The sequence below is a fragment of the Paenibacillus litoralis genome, assembly GCF_046244365.1.
In the GTDB taxonomy this organism is placed as follows: Bacteria; Bacillota; Bacilli; order Paenibacillales; family NBRC-103111; genus Paenibacillus_V.
In genome coordinates this window covers 3096166-3120624 of the sequence record NZ_CP176395.1, presented here as the reverse complement: position 1 = coordinate 3120624, position 24459 = coordinate 3096166, and the positions used below count along the sequence as shown (strand labels likewise).

The window sequence follows — 24459 nt, the reverse complement described above, 5'->3', positions numbered from 1 at the left end:
ATTGCAACGTATGGGCATTGGATTACAGTTGTACACCCTACGGGATCATATGGCCGCCGATCCGGCTGGAACGTTAAGCAAAGTAGCGGAGCTCGGTTATGAAGGCGTCGAATTCGCCGGATACTTCGGCACGCCGGCAGTAGAACTGCGCGCGCTGCTCGATGAACTCGGCCTGAAAGCGATCGGCAGTCACGTAAGTCTATCCAATATCCGCAATAATTTGTTTGGCGAAATCGAGTATCTGAAAACCATCGGCGGACAATATCTGATTTGCCCCATTGTGCCTAATAGCGAAAGGAAGACTGAGGAAGACTGGACCCGCTTGTTCGCATACTTTCAGGAGGTTGGCGCAGAGGTGCGCAAGTACGGTCTGCAGTTCGGCTATCATAACCACGCATTTGAGTTCGAGAGCAGGATCGGCGGGCAGGTTGTTTTTGATGCCTTGTACGCTTCCACCGGCGCAGATGAGGTGCAGGTTGAGATGGACGTCTGCTGGGTGCAGTACGCGAAGCAGGATCTGGTTGATTACATTGGCCGTTATGCGGGAAGGCTGCCGCTGCTGCATCTGAAAGACTTCAACCGCAGTGCGGACAATCGGATGCAGACGCTTGAACTGGGACAAGGCGAAGTAAACTTGCCGGCTGTCATCACCGCTTCGGGCGCGGCCGGGGTCAAATGGCTCATCATCGAGCAGGACAGCTGCCAGAAGCCGCCGCTCGAATGTGTCGCAAACAGCCTGCGCTGGTTGAAGCAGCATTATCCTGTTTCATTATCAAAACCTGAAGGAGACGTGTAACCTTGCAGAATGTTTAGCCATGATCGAGGCTGCCCATTGCAACGGCGTTTATCTGATGGTCAGCCACAACCAGCGGCTGATGCCACCTCATGTGAAAGCGAAAGAAATTTTGGTGTCCGGACGACTCGGCAAAGTGCTGACATTCCGCACCTCATTCGGCCATCCCGGCCCGGAAAGCTGGAGCTTGGACGGCCGAAACAGCTGGTTTTTCCGCAAGGCCGAAGCCGTAATGGGCGCTATGGGTGACCTGGGCGTCCATAAGTCCGACCTGATCCGCTGGCTGCTGGACGACGAAGTAAGCGAAGTAGCCGCTTTTGTCGAAACGCTGCATAAAGCAGGCACGGATGTTGACGACAACTCCATCTGCTTGTTGCGGATGAAGAGCGGAACCATTGGCACGCTTGCCGCCAGCTGGACGTATTACAAAGGTCAGGACAACAGCACGGTGCTTTGGTGCGAGAACGGAGTGATGAAGATCGGAACTCACCCGGAAGACCAAGTGATCGTGGAACTGCAAGGCGGGACGATCGAACGGTACAAGGTAGGCGCGATCGCAACGAACGAGAAACAAACATACAGCGGTGTCATTGATGCCTTCGTCAACAGCATCCTTACCAAGACGCCGCCGGAAATTTCGGGCGAGGAAGGGCTGCGGTCTCTTCAGGTCATTTTGGCCGCGTTCGAATCGAAAGCAACCGGCAATTTCATCAACTTGGAATAAACAACACAAAAACGCACACTTTGCAAGCTGTAGCCGGCATTGCAAGTGTGCGTTTTGCTTCTATGACTTCTGTTTCATTGCAGCTGACGATCACATCGGCGAACCGGCTGCAGCTTGCGTTGCTCGAAGGAATTGAATCTTCACTCCAATACTCTTTTCGCTGAACACGTTAAACTCTGAAAGTCAAAAAGACCTGAAGCAGTGCTTCAGATCCGTGCTATAACTTATATTTAGCGGCAAAAGCTTTCGTTCCCTGCCCCAGCCTGTGCCAGAGCAGTTTCCAAATTACTTTTTTGTCAATAAGAAAACAGACAAAAGCCCCTTCTTCGCCGGTCGAACGGCTTGTAGAAAGGGCATCCTTATTCCTCCCTATTTCCAGGGGAACAACGGTGAGTTGACGAACGTTCCCAGGGGATTCGGCTGAGCTGTCATAATCATGCTTATGAATTCCAGACGGAAACGTGTGGAGAATGTCCACTATTCATTTGAAGGATATGGTTGATGATGGGGCGGGGGCCTCCACGGCCTTTGGCGCAGGCATACTTCTTCTGCTTGATTATGGAATGTTGACCAAAGATTTTGTTTTGACTCCGAGACTGGCGGCAGCATGGTTGATGAACCGGCCGTCAACTGCGACTGCCGATGGGTCGGCGTACAAGATGCGGATCGGGTAATACTGCGTCGTACCGCCATCGCCTTGCGGCAGCAGGAATGCCGCCTTGACCAGTCGCGTTGCGCTGCCTTCCAGATATGCTCCGCTCTTCAAGTTGTTTACGGTAAACACTTGGCCGTTCTCCGACATTGTAGAGCCGGTGTCATGCACATAATCGCACAGTCGGGACACGAAGCCGCTGGAGCCGCATTCGCGCATATGGTTGCCGCCGGTTTGTACGAGCCTGATGTTGTATGTAGAAATACCGGCGTAATGAGTTGCTGTCGTTATGTTCTCCGTTCCCGGATTGACGTCTCTGCCGCATCGGATAGTCGTGTTGCCGGTTAGCGTTATTTGATCGCGTCCTGTTACGCTGATCCCTGTTCGTGTCGCATCTCTGACCGTGTTGCCGGTTAGTGCCGAACTGAGATCCGTATTGCCCCATATCGTGTCGGCCGGCACGTTAATGCCGAATCCGATCAACTGAGACAGCACGTTTCCGGCTATAACCGCATCGCCGAAGACGCGGATTCCGTCGCCCGTGATGTAGTCGATGACGTTGCCACCGATTTTGACCGGCTTCTGGTATTGGGTCAGTATACCGCCGCTTGCTATCCGGGTTGCCGTAGGCAGTTTTCCCGCCCCGGTTATCGTGTTGCCTTCTATAGAGATGTCTTCGGAAGATTTGGCGAAAGAAGTACCGGCTCGATCAAATCCATAAACCCCATACTCATACGGATTCCGGATCGTGTTGCCTTGGACCGAAACCCTCGCATTGCTGGGCTCTACGCCTCCGGCCAAAATTGTAATGGCGGCGGTGAGAACGACCGAGTTGTTGCCCGGCATAACGGACTTGGCTCCGGCCTCGTGAATGATGTTATGCGTAATGTCGATATCTTCGCCCTGAGCGATCAAGATAGAGTGGTAACGGGTTGTCTTGATCAGGTTATGATCGACGGTTATGCGCTTGTTGCGGGCAAACTCATTGTTGTTCAGCATTTGGCCTATACCGACCGCGTTGTCCCCGATGAAGTTCATTCGGTTATGTGCGACGGTGACTTCCTCGCACCACTCCACGAGAAATACCGCATTGGCTTTCTGAGCGAAGTCGGTCGGGTTATACAGCTTGTTCCGGCTAATATCCGCCCCGTGAACGGCCTTGAGCCAAATTTGGCTCCCGCGAATCGAGCTGATGTTATTGTTCCGGAAAACAATCTCGGTCGAGAGCGTGGCCGTCTCGCCGCCCACCGCGACTTTCCCCTGTGCGACCAGCCCATCCCAAGCAAAATCATAGATGCGGGTACCGCTTACCTCGCAATGGTGGCAACTGGCGAAGGATACTGCAAACGCATAATTGACGGCAGGACGCGTTCTATCCCATATGTTGCCGCCTTCAGCCTCATCGCGGACGATCTGTCCATCCATACCGATCCCGCTGATCGTAATGTCCGTGCAAGTGTTAAACGAAAAAATTCCTTTGAGGCCCATCTTGTGAAGCGTTCCTTCACCCTCGATTCGCTTGCTATTGTAACCTTGGATGAAAATGGATCCCTCGGCAGCGACGCCATAATCCCCCTTCGGGATAACAGTCCTATAAACAGACTTGATGGTTGTTTCTATTACTATCCGGTTATCGAACCCAGTTGCCCCATCCCAATCGGCTATCGCTCCGAACATTTGCACCGGATAGCTTTCGAGTTCAGGACGACAGAAGCATCCAAGCCCGCCTGGCTGAAACTCGCCGACATCAAGAAGAAAGTTGGGATGACCTGCACGAGATCCGTCCCACGGAACAGTCGGGCTTATTACGGTCCCGCCGTTATGTTCGCTCTTTGGCTTGCCCGGGTTCCAATAGAACAGGCCGCCGCCATAATCCGTATTCGCGTGGTATCCCTGCAAAATGTACAAGGTGTCAACTGTCATCGGTGCGGTGAGAAGATCAACCATGCTTTTCAGAACCGCAGTATTACCGTAGTCCTTCAACTTCGGATCTTTCGGCGGCTTATCCGGATTCTTGGCCTTATCTCCGTATACCGATTCCAATACGGAAGTGGCGTTGGCATGAGCGGAGCTGAGCGTCGATCCGATGACCGCAGCCCCTGCCATCCCAAGCGAAGCCAGCACTGCTCTTCTGCTGATCGCGCTGTTCCGTCCAGTTTGTGTCTCTTCCTCGCTTCGCCCGGTCATCTTTACATGGTTATCGTCCATCGTACATTCCTCCTGTACGTGATGAAATCGCTTAAATACCGATCGAATATAATCCTGCGGTCCGGGCGGGACACGCTCCGCATGGGACGAATCCCCCGATTTGACTTTTCTACCAAAAATGTCCGTACAATGCTTTTGAGCTAGGGGAAAACACTTTGATTTCGCCGCTGACCTGAATCGCTTTATAGCTCGACCCCAATCTTGCCATCCTCTACGAAGACTTTATAGCACCGCAGCCTGACTTTCTCCTTCGCAAGCGACTTTCCCGTCTTCAAATCGAACTCCCATCCGTGCCAAGGGCACCGGACGATCTCTCCCTCCCGCCCGAATTTGTACTCATACACCCTCGACTCCAAGCTCGTTCCGCATATTGGCCCTTTGCAAATCTCCGCCCCCTGATGCGGGCAATAATTGAGGATGGCATAAAATTCACCTTTTACATTGTAGATCCCTATGGAACGACCTGCAATTTCAAATACGCGGTGATGCCCCTCGGGGATTTGCTCCGGATCGGTCACATAATGCACGGTCATTTTCTTGTCCCTTTCCCTACAGCTTGTATAGTTGTTTCGCGTTTTCGTAGAAAATGCGGTCCCGCGACTCCTGCGGTAGCCAGCTCAGAATCTGATGCGGGGAATCAAAGTCCCAATGCGGATAGTCGCTCGAGTAGAGCAAGATGTTCTCTGCGTCGATCATCTCGAAGATGCTCTTCAAATGCTTGGGATTGGCCGGTTCCTCAATGGGCTGTGTCGTGAAGAAGCAATGGTCGCGGATGTATTCACTCGGCATCCTCTTCAGCCAAGGCACTTGCGCACGCAGCGCCATGTAATTCTTGTCGAGCCTCCACATCAGGTGTGGCAGCCAAGCTACACCGCCCTCGATAAACACGAACCGCAGCCCGGGAAACTTCTCGAAGACCCCTTCGCATACGAGGCTGGTGAGCTGCGCCATGAAGTTCTGTGAGAGGCATGTATGCCACTCGATGTACCAGGTTGGGTATCCCGCCGCTGTCGGGGGATTCGCTTGTCCCGCACCCTCCGCCCCCGGATGAACCGCGACCGGCAGGCCATTGCGCTCAGCCGCTTCGTAGATCGGGTGGAAGTAACGCTGCCCGAGCGGCATCCGGGTTGCACTGCTCATGATGACCTGGACCATTCCGGGATGGGACCCGATTCGATCTATCTCACGGGCTGCCAAGAACGGATCTTGTGCCGACACCAGAATCGAGCCTTTGAACCGGTGGTCTTTGCTCAGCCAAGTGTCGATGAGCAGATCGTTATAAGCGCTGCAGACAGCCGCAGCAAAATCCGGCTCGTGCCCTACCGAGATGCTGAACAAGTTCCCGGTCAGGATGGCGTAATCCACGTTATACGAATCAATCAATTGTTCGATGACAAAATCTGAGTCGGAGCCGACTTGTCCTCCTCCCGGCGGTACGGCATCCTTTCTTCCGACTCCAATCGGGGAGTAATAACCGGAGAACATCAAGCCGAGACCGTTCTCCGCCACCCTCGTTTTCCAAGGCTCCTCCAGGTAAGGGACCAGGTCCAAATGGCTCTTTAACGCGTTATGGACGTCGCAATCAATCACTTTCGATCTTGGTTTCATCACATATCTCCTTGTGTAGTTGGACAGAAGCGTTCTGTAATATGAGTGTAATATATCCTTGTTCGTAGTACCATGAACTTAACGGCATCTATTTGAATGATTCAATCACAATCCTATATTTTTTTACAAATGGATGCGCTTACATATCGGGGATTAAACTCAACTTGTCGAGCCAGTCCTTACGAATATGCAGCGATCCAGATTCGGATACATGAATAGCCCTTATGGCCAAATCACATTGGCTTGCCGTATCATCCCCTTAGTTCATCAGCAGCTTTGCGAGCAAGGTTAGGTCGGTGGGAGTCAAAACGCCGTCTCCGTCCAGATCGGCTGGCTTCAAGCGCTTCCAATCTGGATCAACGCTACCTTTGCCCAGGTTAACGGAAGCGACGGACAAGTCGCCTACGGACACTTTGCCGTCCCGGTTTACGTCCCCAGGAGTAACACGTTCAACGAGAATGTCCAACGAGGCAGAAGCCGCTTCGCTTTCTATGCCCAGAGCGTCGCCTAGCATAACTTTCGATACCGTAACATTCGCTGTACCCGTTTGTTGAATGTTTTTGGCTTTGAACGCGATTGCGATTATGTCCCCATCGCCGGTGAACCCGCAGCAGGACCCTTGGCTCGCTACAATGACCCGCAGCTTGCCTTCATCTTGTTTAACAGCTCTTACAATGCTGATGCCTTCCCGTAAAGATTGAACGGAAATGTATTTCAGCAATGCAGGATCGAAGCTGACGATAATATCTTGAGCGTACACGCTTTCCGTTACTCCCTTTAACCCGTACCGTACCGCAAAATCCTCTCCCGGGCTTACAAACCCGTCACCGGTTAACATCGATTTTGCAGCTATGCTGGAATTGCTGCTCTGCACCATCACAGGAACAGCCACTGACAGATGGCTGTAAGTTGCCGTAATGACTGTCGAACCTACCGACAAGCCGGTTACTTTACCCGCAGCATCCACTCCCGCTATGAGCGGGCTGCTGTTCGCAAACTCAGCATAAGCCGTCACATCCCGAGATGTGTTGTCTGAAAAGAGTGCCGTCACCGCCAGTTGCTGCTCGCTGCCTATGTCAACGGGAGAGGAAAGCCCGCTCAGCTGCAGCAATCGCACCCCGATAGCTTCCACCTTCAGCTCATAGACGGCGGTTCGCCCTCCGAACGTCGCCGAAATCGCAGCCGTTCCCGCGCTTAATCCCGTTACTAAACCGTAACGCGTCACCGTCGCTACCGCATTGTCGCTGCTTGCGTACTGCACGTCGGCCGTCACATTGCTTTCCGTTCCATTATTGTAGCTTGCCGCTGCCGACAATTGAACTCGATCTCCCTTGATTAACGGAGTGGAAGAGGCTGAGCTCAGTTGAAGGGCTTGGACCGTCCCCCCTACAGCTTTCTCCGAAAGCGAAACGATGCTGTTAGGTGCGACCGTAACCGTAACCTCTCCGGCCGTTGAGCCTGCAATATCCTGTCCCAGCGAGTTCCGTGTAAATTCGCCGCTGCTGCGCACGGAAAACATGCGGCTTCCGACCCCGGTAAGCTTCACTTGGCGCGTTTCGGTTGCGGTGTTAATCAGGACGATTTCCAGCCTTCTGTCGGGCTTTTCGAACGCGACGGTGTACAGATCGGAAACTGACGAAGCATCAGGATGAGCCCCGATCATGACGGAGCCCGACGGCGCCGCATCATAAAAATGCTTAAGCATGTCATAGACGGGGTACCACGTTTTGCCGCTGTAGCTGTAAATGACCAAGCCTCCGCTATCCGTCGCCGAATACGCGAAGTATTGCAGCAAATTCGCCCTGCTGTAAGTGAGCGAATCGTGAATGGCAACGGCGTTATTCATCGCGCGTGACCATTTGTCTTTGTCCGTAACGATGATCTGGTCTTCTTGCTCGCCGACATGCAGCTTGACGCCGTAAGTCCGGGCCGCTTCCTCGTACCGCTGCAGCCCAGCGACAGATCGCTCGTAAGCGTGATAGGAAAGAGTGTTAAAAAGCCTTTGCCCTTCTGGATTCGCATAAGCGTCTTCAAACAAGACGCTTTCCGCATACTGTGCGGCGGATATGGTCGCCGCGTTCGTATCGCCGGCCAAATACTCGGCACGATAGCCATTCGCTTGCAGTTTCTGTTTAAGCTTTTGCGTAAGCGACGCGTATCGTGCTGGCGTAATGCCGTTGATATAAACGCCTCCGCCGTTCGGCTCGTTGGCGACCGCAATATAGTCGAAAGTCACGCCGTAATGCTGGCGGGCATATAGCAAATAGCCTGCCATGCTTTCCGCGTATTCGTCGTCCATATCGGCCGGCAGCGTCATCTGGGCGCCGGACCAGTTGTACCCCGGCGGCTTGCCGACCATCCAGTTCGGAAACCGCCACGAACCGAGCGTCAGCTTCACGCCACGGTTATAGAGCATTTGCAAAGCTAGAAGTTCCTTATGCACATCTCCTTTGTCTCCCGCTTGAAACTCGCTCCAGTCGAATGTTTGCGAATCGCCGTCGTCGTTCGCTTCCTCCATCAAATACCAGTAGCTGCGAACGCGTATATTCGTCGTTTTCAACTCATCCAGCATCTTGTTCATGTAATTCGGATCGTTCGCCGCGAACAGAGGAATAAATTGCGGATACACGTTGCCGCCCCAGCCCTCGATCGTCTGGTGCCGTTCGGCCGTATCAATATGTACGGTCTCCAGGCTTGGCCCGGCGCTCTCGTACACTTCGATCTCGAATATGCGCGCCACTGTATCGTATTGACAGCCGTCTGTCACATATACGCGAAGCTTTTGCGTCTGAATGGGCGCAAACGTCAAATCGTTAAACTGCCCGAGCTTGCCGTCCTTGGCATTGCCGGAAACCGCAGCTGCCGTCACCCAACCGGAGCCGTCCCAATATTGGATCTCGAAATCGACGAGCTGCCAGCCGGGCGACGTCATGTTGCCGCTCCACAGCCGGACTTTATCGATGCTCGCGGGAGCATTCCACTCCAGCTGAAGCCATTGCGGAAGCTTCGGCGTGCCTGCCGGCGGCGTTGCGTACCATTTGGAGCTCCATCTGCTCGCATTATTGTCCTTGATCCCGTCTATGGCTTTGTCCGGTGTGTCCTGCGCTCCGTATGTGCTGGCCGTTACGGTTGCGCCCGGAGCGATGTTCGCGCCCCCTGACGCTTCGGCCAGAAGATTCGACCACGGCGAAGGAGCAATCAGGCCGATCACAAGTGTAACAATCAACATTATGATTACAGGTAATATCCTTCTTTTCATCAGTTAACCTCCGTTACATTATCATCTTCGCTCGCTTGAAAGCGTTTACTTATGATTGGAAAGAAAAGGCCCGCCATCCTCGTATAAGCGACCCGAGCCTATTCCCCGATACCTTTAACGCTATTTTTTCTCCCCGAATTTCAGCTTGTACTGATCGGCATACTCCTTCATTATTTTTTGAACGTCAGGATCCGCCTTCAAACGGTTCACGTAAGTGTCCCACTCCTCCATTGTGCTTTGGCCGACGACAACCTTCGTCAGGATCGTGTTGCGGTCCTTGAACAAATCGGCTGAACGCTTCGCATTCGTATCAGAGATGAGCCCCTCTAACGGATTCGGCACGCCTTTGGCCGCGTATTGATCAGATACTTTCTTCTGAACCTCGTTAAACTCCGGTGTCGCTTTCGCAGTCAGTGCCTTATTGTAAGGATCGTACAAGCCGACCATCAGGCTGGCGCTGCCGATTTCCTTCTTGAACATCTCGTCGTTCACTTTCGGAACGCCGTTTTCCTTCGTATGGTGCTTGCCCTCAATGCCGTATTTCTCGAAATCGACGAACTCCTTGGAAGCAGACTGATCCAGGTATTTCAATATTTTCTCGACTTTATCCTTCGGCACCTTGGAGGAAATCATGATACCTCCCAAGTAACCCGACGGCAGGAAGCTCCCGTCTCCTCCCGGTCCTTTGAGCGGCGGCAGCGTCAAAATTTCTGCCTTCGGGTCCGTCTTTTTCGCATTCGTCCAAATGTCCCAAGCCCCGTTGATCGAGCTGCCTACAACTCCGGCTTTGCCACTCTGGAACATCTCCGTATCCTGGCCAAATTTCTGCACGGAATACTCTTGGGTAATGATTTTATCCGCGTACAATCCCCGGAAATATTCGAGCATATCCCGGTAACCTTTGGTCATCCATGGAATGAGCAGCTTGTCTCCCTCGAACGTCGGCTTATTTGCCCCGAACGCCGAACCGAGCGGCGCGCTCGCAGAATTGAGCGCAGCGCCGAACACCGCCAGCCCGTACGTATCGTTTTTCCCATTGCCATCGGGGTCCTTCTCGACGAACGCTTTCAGTACGTTGCGCAGTTCCTCCACGGTCGACGGCGCCTTTAAACTCAACTTGTCGAGCCAGTCCTTACGAATATGCAGCGATTGATCGGTCAATCCGCGTGGACGCGGTATCGCAAATACCTTGCCGTCAATTTTGGAATTATCCCAAATTTGCTTCGGAATTCCCCCCAGATTCGGATACTTTTTCAAGTCTCCGAGGTACGGCGTCAAATCATGGAATGCTCCCTGGCGTACCGCGCCGATCGTAACGGGGTCGAACAGCTCCAGATTGACGACGACATCAGTCAGTTCGTTCGAGGACAGCGCCAAGTTCAACTGTTCTTTGTAAGCGTTAACCGGTGTTGCTTTGATCGTTAGCTTAACGTTAGCACGTTTATCCAGCTCCTTGTAGTAATCGCTCTGGAAATTGGGCGGCTCGTTATAGAGTGGGGTCGTGAAGCTGATTGCGACCGGTTCCTCCTGCTTCGCAACCTCCGTAGTCGCAGCAGGAGACGGCGAGCTTCCTTTACTATCCGAAGGGGTAACGTTCCCTCCGCAGCCAGCTAACAGCGAAAGAGATAATGAACCTGCGAGCGATAAGGCCAACACACGTTTTCTTTGTACCATTTTTGTTTCCTCCCCTTTTTATTTGCTATTTCATCATTCGATTCATAAGAAGGCATCTTTTTTCAACCTTTAACCGAGCCGAGCAGCACGCCCTTGGTAAAATATTTTTGGAGTAACGGATACACCAATAAAATCGGCAGCATGACAATCATTAAGGCGGCCATCTTGATCGTCTCAGGAGGCAGCTTTGCTTCGGAATCGAATTGCGTAGCGTCCCCGACCATACTGCTGTTCGGCTCGAGCACGATTTGCTGCAGCAGCACCTGAAGCGGCCATTTCGTCACATCGCGGATATACAGCAAGCCGCTGAAATACGTATTCCATAATCCCACCGCGAAAAAAAGCGAGAAAGCGGCGATCGCAGGCAGTGATAGCGGAAAAATAATCCGCACGAACACTTGAATGTCGTTGCAGCCATCGAGTTGCGCGGAATCCTCCAGACTGGGCGGCAAGCTCTGAAAGAACGACTTGAGAACGAATATGCTCCACGCACCGGTCAGCCCCGGCAAAATAAGTGCCCAGAGCGAATTGATCAGCCCAAGCTCCTTAACCAGCAAATAGTTCGGCACAATTCCCACGCTGAACAGCATGGTGAACAGTGCCATCAGAAGCAGGAAGCGGCGTCCAGGCAACTCCTGTTTCGTCACCGCATACGCGAATGTTGTCGTAAACAGCAGATTCAGAACCGTTCCGACAATCGTGATGAATGCCGTCGATCGAAAGGAATGAAAGAAGCTGTCTGTCGACAAGACGTACCGATAGGCATCCAGCGACCATTTGGGGGGCAGCAGTACGAGCTCCCCGCTTACGTAGACACTTTCATCTGTGAACGACACCGCCAAAATATAAACGAATGGAAACAGCATCGTAAGCGCAACCGCAATAAGAAAGATGTAGACGAAAGCATCGGCGGCTTTCGAAACGGCGGTAGTTTTTGACCTAATCATTGGTTTCTCCTTTCCCGATCAGTAAAGTCCCTCTTCGCCTGAACGTTTGGCAAGCTGATTCGCCGAGACAACAAGCAGCAGCCCGACCACCGATTTAAACAAACCGACCGCTATGCTGTAGCTCAGCTCTCCAGAAAGCACCCCGCGCTTGTATACATACGTGTCGAATACCTCGGCGACAGGAAGCACTAGCGGGCTTTGCATCAGCAGCACCTGCTCAAAGCCGACATCCAGCATATGGCCAAGCCGGAGAATGAGCAAAATAACGGCGGTACTGCGGATCGCAGGCAGTGTAATATGCCAGATCCGCCGCAGCCGGCCTGCTCCGTCTACGTAAGCGGCCTCATACAACTGCGGATCGACCCCGGCGATCGCGGCCAAGAAGATGATCGTCCCCCAGCCGACTTCCTTCCAAATACTTTGGGCGGTCAGCAGTCCCCAAAAGTAGTTCGGATCCGACATGAAGCTGATTTTGTCCCACCCCAAGGCGGCGAACACTTTGTTAACCAGCCCAAAATCGACGGACAGAAAAAAATAAGTAAAGCTAACGACGATGACCCACGACAGGAAATGAGGCAAATAAATAATAGACTGAATAACCCGCTTTACGGACTCTCGGCCTACTTCGTTAAGCACGAGCGACAACGCAATTGGCAGCGGGAAAAAAAACACGAGTCCAAACAAATTGATGAGCAGCGTATTCCGGAACAAGTTCCAAAACTGATTGCTCGCGAATAGATGGGCAAAATGCTCAAAGCCGACCCATTCGCTGTTCCAAAATCCACGGAATGGACTGTACTCCTGAAAAGCAAGCAAAATGCCCCACATTGGAACGTACTTAAATACGAGAAAATACAGCGCCGCTGGAAACGCCAGCAAGTAGATGTATTTGTACCGTTTCACCCTCTTCCACATCAGACGGTTGCCTTGATCTCGCCTGGTGGCAATAGGAACGGCTTCTAGCGAACCTGTGTTTTGAATAATCCTCTCTCCCTTCGCTCTGATTAGCCGGCTACAAACAGCTTAATCCGGGAACAGAGCGGCTGAATAGGTGCAATTGTTGTCGGTATTGGAGACTGCCGAAACTGCGCGTCCTATCAGGCTTTTCCGGCATCGCCGGACATTTTCGACACTGCAGAATCTTCGTCCGGATAAAAAAATGACCGCCCAAACGGGCGGTTTTTTACGTACGTATGGATGCCTCCATCATCGTTTTATTGCTGATTACGGAAATTGGCCGGCGAATACCCAGTCATTTTCTTGAAAACCCGACGAAACGTTCGTTCATTGTAGCCAACCTGCTCAGCGATTTCGGAGATCGTCGTATCGGTGTGCAGCAGAAGCTCCTTGGAGCGTTCTACCTTAAGCTCGGCAATATGCTGAATAAAGTTATGGCCCGTATGCTTGTTGAACAACCTGCTGAAGTACGCGGGGCTGACACCCGCATATTCCGCCATCGAAGTAAGCGAATGATCCAGCTCCAGCCGTTCCTGAACGTATGCTTTGGCTGCTTCGATCATGATTTTACCCCGGTCGTCCATCGCATCTTCGAATAAGGGCAGCAGAACCGGGAACACCTTTTCTTCAAACCATCGCACCATATCTCCGGTCATCCGGCAGGATAAAATATGCTTCATCGCGTCCATCCCTGACAGCATCCTCGCCTGCTCGGGCGAAAGCTCTTGTGCCTTTCGCAAAAGCTGTACGAATAAGGCGTGAAATGATTCATAAACCGACGAAACCGGATAGTTGCATTTCGTAACAACCTGCACGAACTGTTCAAAATAGTGCCCGAAGCCTTCCCTGTTGCCTTTTTGTAGTTCCTGTATCAACGAATGTTCAATCTCGTAGGGATAGATGAGTTCATGCCGAAAGGCTGACAAATCCGCAAATGCGATTGTCCGGTTTCCACCCGCCGTGATTCTCGTTGCGAGTGCTTCCTCCGCTTCCAAGTAACAATGGCGAATTCCGTCTATGCGGTCGCATACCGCGCCAATACCTATCGAGCAATCGAATTTCAAATACGTGTTTACCGAAAGCCGGACCGATTCGGCTAACTGGATGAAGACCGTCCGGCACTGCGTAGCTTTCGTCTCAATCGGTACTTGCACGACAACGATCAGCCGGACCGCATCCTGGCCAAAGACGAAATAGCCGTTCACATTGTGCTGCTTCATCAAGTCCTGAAAGATACTGGATATAGCCAACAAAATCAGGTGCTTGTCATCCTTCTTAAACCTGCTGTATTGCTCGTAGTTTTCAGGTTCTACCAAGATGACGTCCCACCATGCGTCGGCTTGAATGTCATATTGCAAGGCCATTTCCCTGATCCGCTCTGGCTGCTCGTTATCATAATACCCGTAAATCGTTTGCATCATGAACGATTCGCGCAAAGAAAGCGTCTGCTTGCTTGATACATCATGATATTTGCCGATCTGGTTCTTCAAGTTGCCCCAATGATTTTGTATGAGCGCCCATTCATCTAATTTCGTTCCTCCCTGCGCAGATGGCACTCCGGCTTCCTGCCTCAATAAATTGCGGATTGGAGCATACAGTTTCCTCGAATTCAAGTAGATGAGCAGCATACCCAAAATGAGCGAACCTAGACAAACGAGCACAGTCGTCTGCGCAACCTGCTTTTTTGGCGAAGCCATGACCGAAAGCGGGACATTGAGAACCGTCATCCATTCGTTCATATCCGATTTTGCGTAAACCGTGTATAAGCCCGCTTCCGCATGCTTGAAAAAGCCCGATCGCCCCTTCGCGTTCAGCTTCTGCGTCCAACCCTCCAGATTACTGCCAAAGATCGATCCAAGCTGAGACTTATCGTTATGGGAGACCACTGTACCCGTTTCGTCCAAAAGCATCAGGTTTCCTATATTGAACCTCTCCGCTGCACGTAAGGTCGAATGAAAAGAACTTTCATCCACCTCGACGGTCAAATAAGCGCGCGGCGTATCCGTAAAAATAGGTAATGGCTGCACAAAGGTAATGACGTCGATCGAGCCTTTCTTCAGCATCATCCATTTCGGCTTAGACATGGCTCCTACCGCATTGAGGAACGGATAGCTGTCCCGCAAAGCGTCAAATTTCTGATAGCCCTTCTCACTGGACAGCACGAATTTCTCCTCCGGCAAAAAAAGATTGACCGTATTCGTAAACTCGATTGACCTTGACGCTGCGGTCAACTTGTCCAACACATCGACCATTTCTACAAAATCGCGGCGATCGGTCCTGTACAAGTATTGCTGCATGCCTGGGTCAAGCGTAATCCCGCGCGATGACTTCGATATGGAATTCAAAGCGCTGTCGACGCGCTCCTGAATCTGTTCGATCATTTCGAGGTTAGCCAGGTTTACCTGCCGCTCCAAATGGTCGGAGACGATCGCATATGTCAAAAAAGCGGCAAGAAGAATGGGGATGCATAGAACAACAATCCCGAAGCCCAGCAACCTCCTGTAATACATTCCTCTTGCGAGAACCGATTGGATGGCTGCTCTAATCACACGCATGCTTCTCCTCCCTATTCATTACCGTCATGATTTCCTTTATTATAGCTACAATAAAAGCGCTTGCATACTTACACTTTCAAAAAAACCTGCCACCGCCGTCGGCTTGCACCGGTCGCTGGACCGGGTTGTGCTGGAAGAACCGCCGTACGTACGGCAGTGATCGAACCTGCCGCCGTCGCAGAAATGCAACGACTGGAGGGCCCGAGCCGTTAGTTCTCATATCTATAATTTCGTCTAACTTGAGTTATGCGTAATTAAGAAGAAGCTCAAAACGTCAGCAAGGGTCTACTGCTCTGCTTTCCTTTCCGGACGTTTCGGATTTATTGTCCGGAATGCAATCCGCCTGAAGGAAGACTTGTTGCAGTCTTTTCCAAAAAACGCTGAATGCGCCGATCTATCTTGCTTTTAAATTCGGAGAAGATGCTAAAACCGCCATATTTTCAAGCTCCATGAAGCCTCTAAAGCGGTTTCGCAAGAGGGAATTTACGTGGGAAAGCGATTCTGAAGTCATCCAGTCTAGCACTCCGGCATAAGGCTTCAAGTTATTTTTCTGAAGTTGGATTGCCGGCGAACAATTCGAACCAAGCTGAAAACGGCATCATAATGTCCTCTAAGCTCCTGTAATAACATCATGAACCACCCCTCTTCGTTTTTCATGTTTATTTATAATACATTTGGATACTTGAAGATTGGATTGGACATTTTCTGATTCCCCAATGGCTTAGGATGGTGGGGATATCTAAGCCCTATTTTAAAAATACTAAACTACTAAACAAGCACCTCCTCCCTCATAGTAATAGAATGAATCATTAAATCGAGAGGGGGAGTTACGATGGAGAAAAGATTTCAAGACAAAGCGGAGAGTAACTGTTTTGGCTGTGGCGGATGGTTTGATCGTTCTAGACGGTTTGACCGCTTTGATCGCTCTGGACGATTTGATCGTTCTAGAGGGTTTGATCGCTTTGATCGCTCTGGACGGTTTGATCGTTCTAGACGGTTTGACCGCTTTGATCGGTTTGATCGGTTTGATCGGTTTGATCGCTTTGATCGCTCTGGACGGTTTGGTCGCTCGGGTCGTTTTGGACGTTCGGGTTTTTTCGGACGTTCGGGTCGTTTTTTCTAGAGGCCGCTTGTTGTACCTAACGTATCTTGAATGAATCTATTAAACTGAAGAAGCCGTCCCAGAAGTAAGTTTCAATTACTTTTGAAAGCGGCCCGATTGTGAAAAAATGGTGTTTATTTGAAAAATGGCGGCGTTAGGGATGTTATCCCTGCGCCGCCATTTTATGTTTTTAGTCTATTGCTGCCTTCTTGAGCAAATTATGGGCAATCGAAAGCCATCCGACCTCAAGGCTTAGATCGATAGAGAGCGGGATTTTTATCGGCCAGTCGCCGGTCCGCCAGCGCCGGATCGAGCTCATCTGCTAGTTGCACGTGAGCGCATCCGTACTCTCCAGTCCGCCGCCGGGCTGCTCGTAGCCGAATCGGCATCCGCAGGCTTTCCGTAATGTAGTTAAGTTCCCATGACCTCAACACCCTGCTTTCAGCAACCTTACACGGTGGCTTTTCTCTGGACAGCTCCGCGGCCGTGTCATTCACCTGATTCGCTCCACAATCCAATTTTATTTTCCTCGGCCAGACGGATCAGGTCGTGCTTCTTGGCGTCCGTACTCGTAAACGGGGTGATCATCGTAGGCCAGACGCTGTCAACCATTTGTATCATGATTTATTTCCTACGTTGAGTATCGATCGTTTAATATGCGGGAAGCGTTACGAAGGCCGGAAACGGTTGTTGAACTGCTTGCGTCCCCACTCGACCCCGAATTTGATATTCCCGCTGCCGGCGGGCGTTGCCGATTTGAACGTGACCGTAATATTGCTCGCGTCGGCCGTAATCGAGGAAATGCCGACGGCATTGGCATCCGCGGATAGCGCCGTCGCCGTATACCATTCGGGGGCGATGCCCAACTGGTGCGCCACTTGATAGGCAACATTGCCGCCGTTTGCCGAAGCGATGGCCCGCTGGCCGGTAAACACCATTTCGTCGCCGATGTAGGATGCCTGGGACGGATAAGACACGGAATCCCACACCTTCGTCAGGGAAGCGTCCGCCTCCGGCGAATCCGTTTTGTCCCAATATTCGAAGGTCCCTTGCGGATACAGGTCGTACGTATACTCGAACACGCAATAGTTCGTATATTTCGGACGGCGGAAGTACAGCCAATATTTTCCGCTCGCGTCGGCATAAACCGAAAATTTGGCAAACACGTCGCTTGTTCCGTTGAACCCGTCGCCATCGACAGTAAAAATCGGCTTGAAGCCGCCGGCCTCATTGCCGCGGACGCCGAACGCAAATTCCGCGGATGCGGTGCGGTAGGACGCCTTGCCGTAATCCGTCGTCATCCTGACTCGCCCGCTGAATAGAGACTTGTCCCCGCCGATCCGGCATATCCGGAACCATTGCGCAAAGTTTTGCAAGCCGCCGGCCTTGGGCTCCCCGATGTCGCGCAGCTTCTGGTAGCGCAGATCGCGCCACGTATTTCTCCAGTCTTCGGCTTTGCTCAAATGCGAAGTTCTTACAAGCCCGTCAAAGTTGAACATGCCCGACGTTTCCGGGTATGTGATTTGAAAGAAGCTGCCTGAGAATGGAGCCCCCTCAGGCGGAGTTTCACAACGGAAAATTCCGCTTGAATCACGGATGGTACCGTTTTTGCCGAAGGCGACGCCTATCGAGTTGCCCGTCGTCCAGATGTTGACCTCCAAAATCGCGTTGTAGATTTCATGCTGCGCGTTATGATACGCATCGTCGCCAACCAGCATCCCGATCTGGCCATCGCGGACGTTAAGCGAGACGTTGCGAAATGTGGTATAGCCGTACGACGGCATGTTGGCCGTTCCCGGTTGACGCTTGAACACGATATGGCGCTTGCAGTTGCTGATCGAAACATTTTCCAGCGTCGTTCCCTCGACCCAGAAATTACGTGTATGGAGCACCAGACCGCTGCCGCCCGTAAACCCGTACATGCTGATATTACGGAGCTTGAATCCGTATGTATCCGAGATTTCCACCGCGGTCGAATTCAGATTGTCTCCGCCGTTCATCGACAAATCCGTTATCGCATGGCTCGTGCCGACAGCGCCGCCCCATGTCGCCGAGCTTCTCCAGTAACGGAACAGGTACCCGTCGCCGTTCCAGACGAGATTCGTGACGCCAACCCCTTCGCCGGCAAGGATGACGTTCGGCGGCAATTCGATGTTGCCGCCCGATGCCGTAAAGTTGTGCGTACCGGCGGGAATCAGAACGACGCCGCCATTCACGGCCGCCAAGCCCAGCACCGCCTTGACCGCGGCCGTCGGGTCGGTGAGCCATAAATCGGAGTCGACAACGCGCCAGACCGGCCTGGCACCCCCGACAAGCAAGGCACCGCCGTTTTTCGCCAGCTCTTCTTCAAGCCCGGTCTGATAGATGGCCACCCATGCCGTATCGCCAATGCCTCCGTCGGCAGCCGGGTTGTCAGCTGTCGTCGTGTGCGGGCGCGGACCGGCCCACCGGTATCCGGTCGTGATGCCGCTCGCCGCTGTGAATTCCAAAACATCCCATTCCTGCGTGATCTTCACGCGCGGTCGAAAAACGCCGCGAGCGCGGATATTGCTTCCGGACTGTTTGTCCGAATCACGATCATGTTCGCGATCGTCTCCGTAGACGGCATCGGTCACGGAAGACTCCTTCGCATTCGCCACTCCCGCCGTCAAGCCGTACAAAAGAGCCGCGGCTCCTGCCGTTCCCATCGAAGCGAGCAGCTTTCTGCGGGACAACATTTCGTTCGAATCCTTGCGGTCGGACATGAATCATTCCTCCTAAACGTTTTGCGAGAGCCAAACTCGCTTCGTAAGCATAAACTGATTTTCCATTATCGTAACAAGGACGCTTATGTCTTCCCTTTGTTGTCAATAAACCAGCTCGCGAAACCGCTTGACGGTATGAAACGAAATGAAATTGCCGTTATGCGCGCTGAACGCCCGCTCATCGCCCGACCGGCTCAAGATGTGCAAGTCCTCGCCGTCGATGACCATGGAGGCGTAGTGACGGGAATGCTTCGCCCCCGGCCCCGCAGCAACCAAGCCGGCAAAGCACCAATCGATGCAATTTTTGGAGAAATGCAGCTGCAGCCTCGTCCGTTCGTTGTTCGGCAAATTGTACCGGTCGGGCGGCAGTCTGTCCGCTCTCGTCATGCTGTCCGTCGCCTGCGTGCTGAGCAGCCAATACAATCGGGTGCGGTCGTCGTACAGGATATGGAATTTCATTTGTCCACCCGGGCAGGGAACGAACACGGCATGCTTCCCCGACGGAACGGTCTCCAGCATGGTCGTCATCGAACCGTTCTTATCTTCCACGACTTTGGCGATGGCTGCATAGCCGCTTCCCCCCGTATGCGCGCGCATCCACAAATGAAACGTTCTCCCCTCCGGGTCGAACCACGCATGATCGGGGTCGGTAAACTGCACGACGTTCGTTTCCAACCATCCCGCAGGGGCGCAGCCTCGGCCAGGCGCAATATCGATATACCGCTGCGGATCGCTATGGTAGAACGGAATGCCAAAATCGTCCAGCCTCTCCGCCGGAACGGCATCGCAGAAGGCGAGCTCGGAGGCGAACGTCCAGTTAGCGGCCAGGGTCAGATCGACATCCGTCCTTCCACGCATGAGCACGGGCGCCAGTTCGCCTACGGGCCAGCCTTCGATGCGACGGTATTTGCGTTTTTCCATGACCAGATAAACCGATTCTCCCGCATAGTGGACGTTGCACGGCGCCTGATGCCATTCCTCGCCCTCGGTTAGCCGAACCGGATCCGTCCAGTTCTCCCCTCCATCATCGGATCGCATGATCGCCAAATCTCCGTCATGGCCGATCACATACAGGGAACTCCCGGCAACAAACGGTCTTGCATGCACGAACGGAAAATCGGACCGGTGCGCCCACGTCCGGCCCCGGTCGTCCGAAGTGAACAACTTTCCGAACGGGGGTTTCGCGCCGGGACCGCCAAGATCGAGCGTTGCCGCAAGGCGGCCGGAAGGAAGCTGCGCAAGACCGGGACTGTAGCAATAGATGCGGGACGGATCTTCGGATTCGTAAACACGGACAAAATCTTCGGCCAGCACATTCATTTGCCTTCACCTCTGTTATAGATGGATAGCGGCGGCGCCGCTTCAAATCCCGGCTCACCCTTTCAGCGAACCGATCATGACCCCCTTAACGAAATATTTTTGCGCAAACGGGTACAGGCACAAAATCGGCAAGCTGGAAACGATAATGATGCCGTATTTGACGGACTCGGTCAGCATCATTTGTTCAGCCATGTTCTGGTCCACAATGCCGAGATCAAGCTGCTGCATCATCTGCGTCTGGCTCGTCAATATTTCCCTAAGCACCAGTTGCAGCGGAATGTAATTCCGGTCGTTCAAATAAATCAGCGCGTTAAAAAACGAATTCCAATGCCAAACGGCCGTGAATACGACCAAAACCGCGATAATCGCTTTGGACAGCGGCAGGACGATCCGGATAAAGTAGCCGATATTGCCGCAGCCGTCCATTTTCGCCGCTTCGAACAGCTCGATGGGGATGGTGGATTGAAAGAACGTTCTCGTAATGATGATGTTCCACATGCTGACGCTTCCGAGAATGACGACGATGAGCGGATTGTTGATCAGGTTCAAATCTCTTATCAGCAAGTAGGTTGGGATCAGCCCGCCGCTTATAAACATCGGAATGATGAACAGCGTCACGATGACGCCCCGTCCGACCATGTCCCGCCTCGAAAAAGCATAAGCCGTCATCAGCGTCAGGCTGACGCTGAGCAGCGTTCCCATGACGGTGTAAAAAACGGTGTTGCGATAGCCTATCCATAGCTGCTTGTATTCGAAAATAAGCTCGAATCCTTTCCAATTGATGCGCTTCGGAAACAAGATCACCATGCCCGTTCCGACTGCTGAAGGGTCGCTGAAGGAAGCGATTACGATAAAGTACAGCGGGTACGCCACAATGACCAGCATCAGCACCAAAAATATGCCGTTCATAATATCGTACGCCCGATCAGATCCGCTTTTGCGCGTTAAGTCCGTCATCTTGATTCCCGCCTTTAGAAAATACCGTTTTGGCCCAATTTCTTGGCTAATTTGTTGACCGAAAGCAGCAAAATCAAATTCACAACCGCATTGAACAGGCCGACCGCCGCCGAGAAGCTGTATTGGGACTGGAGCAGGCCGACCTTGTAAACATAAGTGGAGATGACTTCGGAAGCGCCCAAGTTCAAAGCGTTTTGCATCAAAAACGCTTTCTCGAAGCCGACGCTCAATATGCCCCCGCAGTTCAAGATCAGCAGGGTGACGATGGTCGGCAGAATCGAGGGCAGATCGATATACCACGCACGCTGAAATTTGTTGGCGCCATCCACGATCGCCGCTTCATGAAGCGAAGGGTCCACGCCCGACAAGGCCGCCAAATAGATGATGCTCCCCCAGCCCATCCCCTGCCAAACGCCGGACCATACGTAAAGATGCCCGAAAGCGCCGGGATCGGACAAAATCATGAGCGGCCCCGAAGTCAGGCCGATGTTATGCAGGATCTGGCTGACAATCCCCAGGCGGGGAGCCAGAAACACGTTGAGCATGCCGACGAGTACGACCGTCGAGATGAAATGCGGAGCGTACGTGATCGTCTGCACGACGCTTTTCAGCCGCTTGCTGTTCGTGCTGTTGAGCGCCAGAGCGAGAATGATCGGAATGGGGAAGCCGGCCAGCAGCGTGTATAAGCTGAGCGATAACGTATTTTTGATCAGCGTCCAAAAGATGTCCAGCTTGAAAAATCGCTCGAAATGATACAGCCCGACCCAGTCGCTCCCCAATATGCCCTTGACCGGTTTAAAGTTTTCGAAGGCGATCAGGACGCCGTATAAAGGAACATATTCGAACAGAATGACATAGAGCAATGCGGGAAGGACCAGAAAGTACAAGCCGATATTCTCTTTCACCTTGAGCAGTTTCCTGCTGAACAGCCGCATCGCGGTTTGCTCCCGGATCGCCGGATTTGCCGGATTTGAATCGATCATGCTGAACTCCTCCCGTGCATGCTATGGATGCGGATAGCGGCGGGTTGGGCGAGCCCGCTCTGATTTAGCGATTGGGCCCGCCGCGATTGCCGCCTGATCCCCCGCCGCCCGGTTACTTCCCGAGCTTGGCGGCTGCATCCAGCTGTTTTTGATTCAATTGGATGTATTCATCCAGGCCGATGCTTTGCAGCTTCTTCACATAACCGTCCCACTCGGCGTCCACGCTGCCCTTGCCCGATATCCAGCTGGCGACGGTCGTTTTGATATAATCGTTGATGCCTTTTTCCAGATCGGTCATGCGCTGTTTTTCGGTGTCCTTCAGCAATCCTGCCGGAACAGGCGGGTAGTTCAAATTTTTGGCGGGCAAATACTTCTTATAGATGTTGTTGAACGCCCACTCCCTCGTGCCTTCCTTGCCCACGTTCGTGTTGACGATTTTATTTTTGAACATGTTCTCGTCGAGCAGCGCGATGCCGTAGTTGCCAAGCCCTTTGTCGGCATCGTTTTCGATTTTTTGATTCGTCAATTGATATTTGCCGTCGTTCGTTTTCGTCCAGGCTACGCCTTCTTTGCCGTAGTTCATCGTCATGGACCAATCCGGCTCCGCCAGCATATCCGCTAGTCTTGCCGACGCGACGGGGTATTTGTTGTTTTTGAAAATGACGAAGTTTCTCGGCCATATGCTGCGGTTTTGACGGCGAATGATCGGATCTTTGCCGTTCGGGGATTTGAGCGGCGCCATCGGGTACCACCATTTCCCGTCCGTATAGCCTGCACTTTGATCATTATACGAGGTCATCGACCCGGCGATCGGCGGGTTGGACGAAATGGCAGCCGTATATTTGCCCCAGTCGTCCGTGAACGCTTCCGGAACGATCAAGCCGTTCTTGTACAGATCGGCCAAATACCGGATCGGCTCTTTCAAGTCCGGGTTCGTGGCCTGCGATTTGAACTTGCCGTCCTCGACGATGAAATAGGTGCCCGGGGATGTATAAACCCAGAACGACGCGTACAAATCGAACTGACCGCCGATACTGTTTCCGTACTGGATATAATACGGGGTCACGTTTTTGGGGATGGAGCCTTTGCCTGCGTTTTCTTTAAAGGCCATCAGCACGTTTTTGAACTCCTCGGTCGTTGTCGGTATTTTCAGCCCGAGTTCATCCAGCCATTTCCGGTTGATGAACCATTGGTCGCGCAGGCCGTAGCTGTATTCGTCAATCTGGGCAAACGGGAAGCCGTACAGCTTGCCGTCCTGCATGAGAGCCTGTTGCTTCAAATCCGGATTGGACTCTAAAAACTTGCCCCAGTTCGGGGCATATTTCAGCAGGCTGTCGACGTTCACGATGTCTTTCGCCTCGACCGCATCGGAAATCGCCTGCGGCGTCGGGTCCATGCGCAGCATAATGTCCGGATAATCCCGGCTGCTGAACATCAAGTTGACCTTTTCCACATCGCTGTAAACTTTCAGATTGATTTTGATGTTCGTTTTTTCCTCGATTTTTTTCCAAATGTCGTACTTCGTGAAATCTCCCATATGCGCGCCGTAAATAATGCCTACGTTCAGCGTGATCGGCGTTGCCGCGATCGGATATCCCGTCGCATTCGTGACACCGCCGTCCAGCAGTTGCGCTTCTTTGCCGTTGCCGCTTGCCGCCGGCGTGTTCTCCCCGGCTTTGCCGGCATTGTCCGAGCATGCGGCCAACACCCCTCCCAGCACGCCGATGCAAACGGTTCCAGAAACGAGCCTGATCCAGTTTCTGCTCATCTGTCATTTCCCCCTATTCAAAAGTTGCTTCCCCATTCTGACTGCCGGACGATCGCCGACAAACAAACTGCCTGTTTGCCGGGCTGACCGTCTGTCAAACAAACGCTGCGGATCGATCGCTTCTTCAGGCTAGCAGAAGAGCCGCGGAAGCGTAAATCGGCCGCTATCGAGCGATGTGCCATTTTTCCATGACAGCCGAAGCCAGGCG

At 52.6% G+C, this 24459-nt stretch carries 17 protein-coding genes and 1 pseudogene; 3 read left to right on the top strand and 15 right to left on the bottom strand.

The features are described 5' to 3' along the window. Window position 1: 1 nt before the first annotated feature. Window positions 2-796 (top strand): sugar phosphate isomerase/epimerase family protein, encoded by a 795-nt coding sequence (locus ACKGJP_RS12485; RefSeq protein WP_409345959.1) that lies wholly within the window; start codon window positions 2-4, stop codon window positions 794-796. Window positions 797-812: 16 nt separating this feature from the next. Further along, window positions 813-1517, top strand: a pseudogene (locus tag ACKGJP_RS12480) (Gfo/Idh/MocA family protein); the annotation flags it as partial. A gap of 556 nt (window positions 1518-2073) precedes the next feature. Here the strand turns inward: ACKGJP_RS12480 and ACKGJP_RS12475 are convergent. From ACKGJP_RS12475 to ACKGJP_RS12435, 9 genes are all read right to left on the bottom strand, one after another. Then, window positions 2074-4377 carry a right-handed parallel beta-helix repeat-containing protein gene (locus ACKGJP_RS12475; protein WP_409345958.1) on the bottom strand — a complete coding sequence of 768 codons (2304 nt, stop codon included), beginning with the start codon at window positions 4375-4377 and terminating at the stop codon, window positions 2074-2076. A 182-nt stretch (window positions 4378-4559) separates the two neighbouring features. Next, window positions 4560-4910, bottom strand: a complete 351-nt coding sequence (locus tag ACKGJP_RS12470) for a Rieske (2Fe-2S) protein (RefSeq protein WP_409345957.1) — start codon at window positions 4908-4910, stop codon at window positions 4560-4562. A 16-nt stretch (window positions 4911-4926) separates the two neighbouring features. Then, complete coding sequence (locus ACKGJP_RS12465) at window positions 4927-5985, bottom strand: amidohydrolase family protein (protein ID WP_409345956.1); 1059 nt, start codon at window positions 5983-5985, stop codon at window positions 4927-4929. A gap of 259 nt (window positions 5986-6244) precedes the next feature. Then, entirely contained in the window at window positions 6245-9244 is a 3000-nt protein-coding gene (locus ACKGJP_RS12460) for an Ig-like domain-containing protein (RefSeq protein WP_409345955.1), read from the bottom strand. Between the two features lie 120 nt (window positions 9245-9364). After that, on the bottom strand, window positions 9365-10918 hold the full coding sequence (locus ACKGJP_RS12455) for a hypothetical protein (RefSeq protein WP_409345954.1): 1554 nt from the start codon (window positions 10916-10918) through the stop codon (window positions 9365-9367). 62 nt (window positions 10919-10980) lie between these two features. Next, the gene (locus ACKGJP_RS12450) at window positions 10981-11865 is read right to left on the bottom strand and encodes a carbohydrate ABC transporter permease (RefSeq protein WP_409345953.1); all 885 of its coding nucleotides are present in this window, start codon (window positions 11863-11865) and stop codon (window positions 10981-10983) included. 18 nt (window positions 11866-11883) lie between these two features. After that, the gene (locus tag ACKGJP_RS12445; RefSeq protein ID WP_409345952.1) at window positions 11884-12768 is read right to left on the bottom strand and encodes an ABC transporter permease; all 885 of its coding nucleotides are present in this window, start codon (window positions 12766-12768) and stop codon (window positions 11884-11886) included. 311 nt (window positions 12769-13079) lie between these two features. Then, the gene (locus ACKGJP_RS12440; protein WP_409345951.1) at window positions 13080-15377 is read right to left on the bottom strand and encodes a helix-turn-helix domain-containing protein; all 2298 of its coding nucleotides are present in this window, start codon (window positions 15375-15377) and stop codon (window positions 13080-13082) included. A 394-nt stretch (window positions 15378-15771) separates the two neighbouring features. Further along, window positions 15772-15918 carry a DUF1796 family putative cysteine peptidase gene (locus ACKGJP_RS12435; RefSeq protein WP_409345950.1) on the bottom strand — a complete coding sequence of 49 codons (147 nt, stop codon included), beginning with the start codon at window positions 15916-15918 and terminating at the stop codon, window positions 15772-15774. Between the two features lie 331 nt (window positions 15919-16249). On the opposite strand from ACKGJP_RS12435, the gene ACKGJP_RS12430 reads away from it, so the two are divergent. Further along, window positions 16250-16534: a hypothetical protein gene (locus tag ACKGJP_RS12430; protein ID WP_409345949.1), complete on the top strand. Its 285-nt coding sequence runs from the start codon at window positions 16250-16252 to the stop codon at window positions 16532-16534. A gap of 434 nt (window positions 16535-16968) precedes the next feature. On the opposite strand, the gene ACKGJP_RS12425 is transcribed toward ACKGJP_RS12430, so the two are convergent. From ACKGJP_RS12425 to ACKGJP_RS12400, 6 genes are all read right to left on the bottom strand, one after another. After that, window positions 16969-17100 (bottom strand): hypothetical protein, encoded by a 132-nt coding sequence (locus ACKGJP_RS12425; protein WP_409345948.1) that lies wholly within the window; start codon window positions 17098-17100, stop codon window positions 16969-16971. 47 nt (window positions 17101-17147) lie between these two features. Continuing rightward, on the bottom strand, window positions 17148-19223 hold the full coding sequence (locus ACKGJP_RS12420) for a hypothetical protein (protein ID WP_409345947.1): 2076 nt from the start codon (window positions 19221-19223) through the stop codon (window positions 17148-17150). 102 nt (window positions 19224-19325) lie between these two features. After that, window positions 19326-20543: a sialidase family protein gene (locus ACKGJP_RS12415; protein ID WP_409345946.1), complete on the bottom strand. Its 1218-nt coding sequence runs from the start codon at window positions 20541-20543 to the stop codon at window positions 19326-19328. Between the two features lie 54 nt (window positions 20544-20597). Then, window positions 20598-21500: a carbohydrate ABC transporter permease gene (locus tag ACKGJP_RS12410; protein ID WP_409345945.1), complete on the bottom strand. Its 903-nt coding sequence runs from the start codon at window positions 21498-21500 to the stop codon at window positions 20598-20600. 14 nt (window positions 21501-21514) lie between these two features. Continuing rightward, entirely contained in the window at window positions 21515-22483 is a 969-nt protein-coding gene (locus ACKGJP_RS12405) for an ABC transporter permease (RefSeq protein ID WP_409345944.1), read from the bottom strand. Window positions 22484-22595: 112 nt separating this feature from the next. Further along, the gene (locus tag ACKGJP_RS12400) at window positions 22596-24251 is read right to left on the bottom strand and encodes a hypothetical protein (RefSeq protein WP_409345943.1); all 1656 of its coding nucleotides are present in this window, start codon (window positions 24249-24251) and stop codon (window positions 22596-22598) included. Window positions 24252-24459 lie beyond the last annotated feature (208 nt).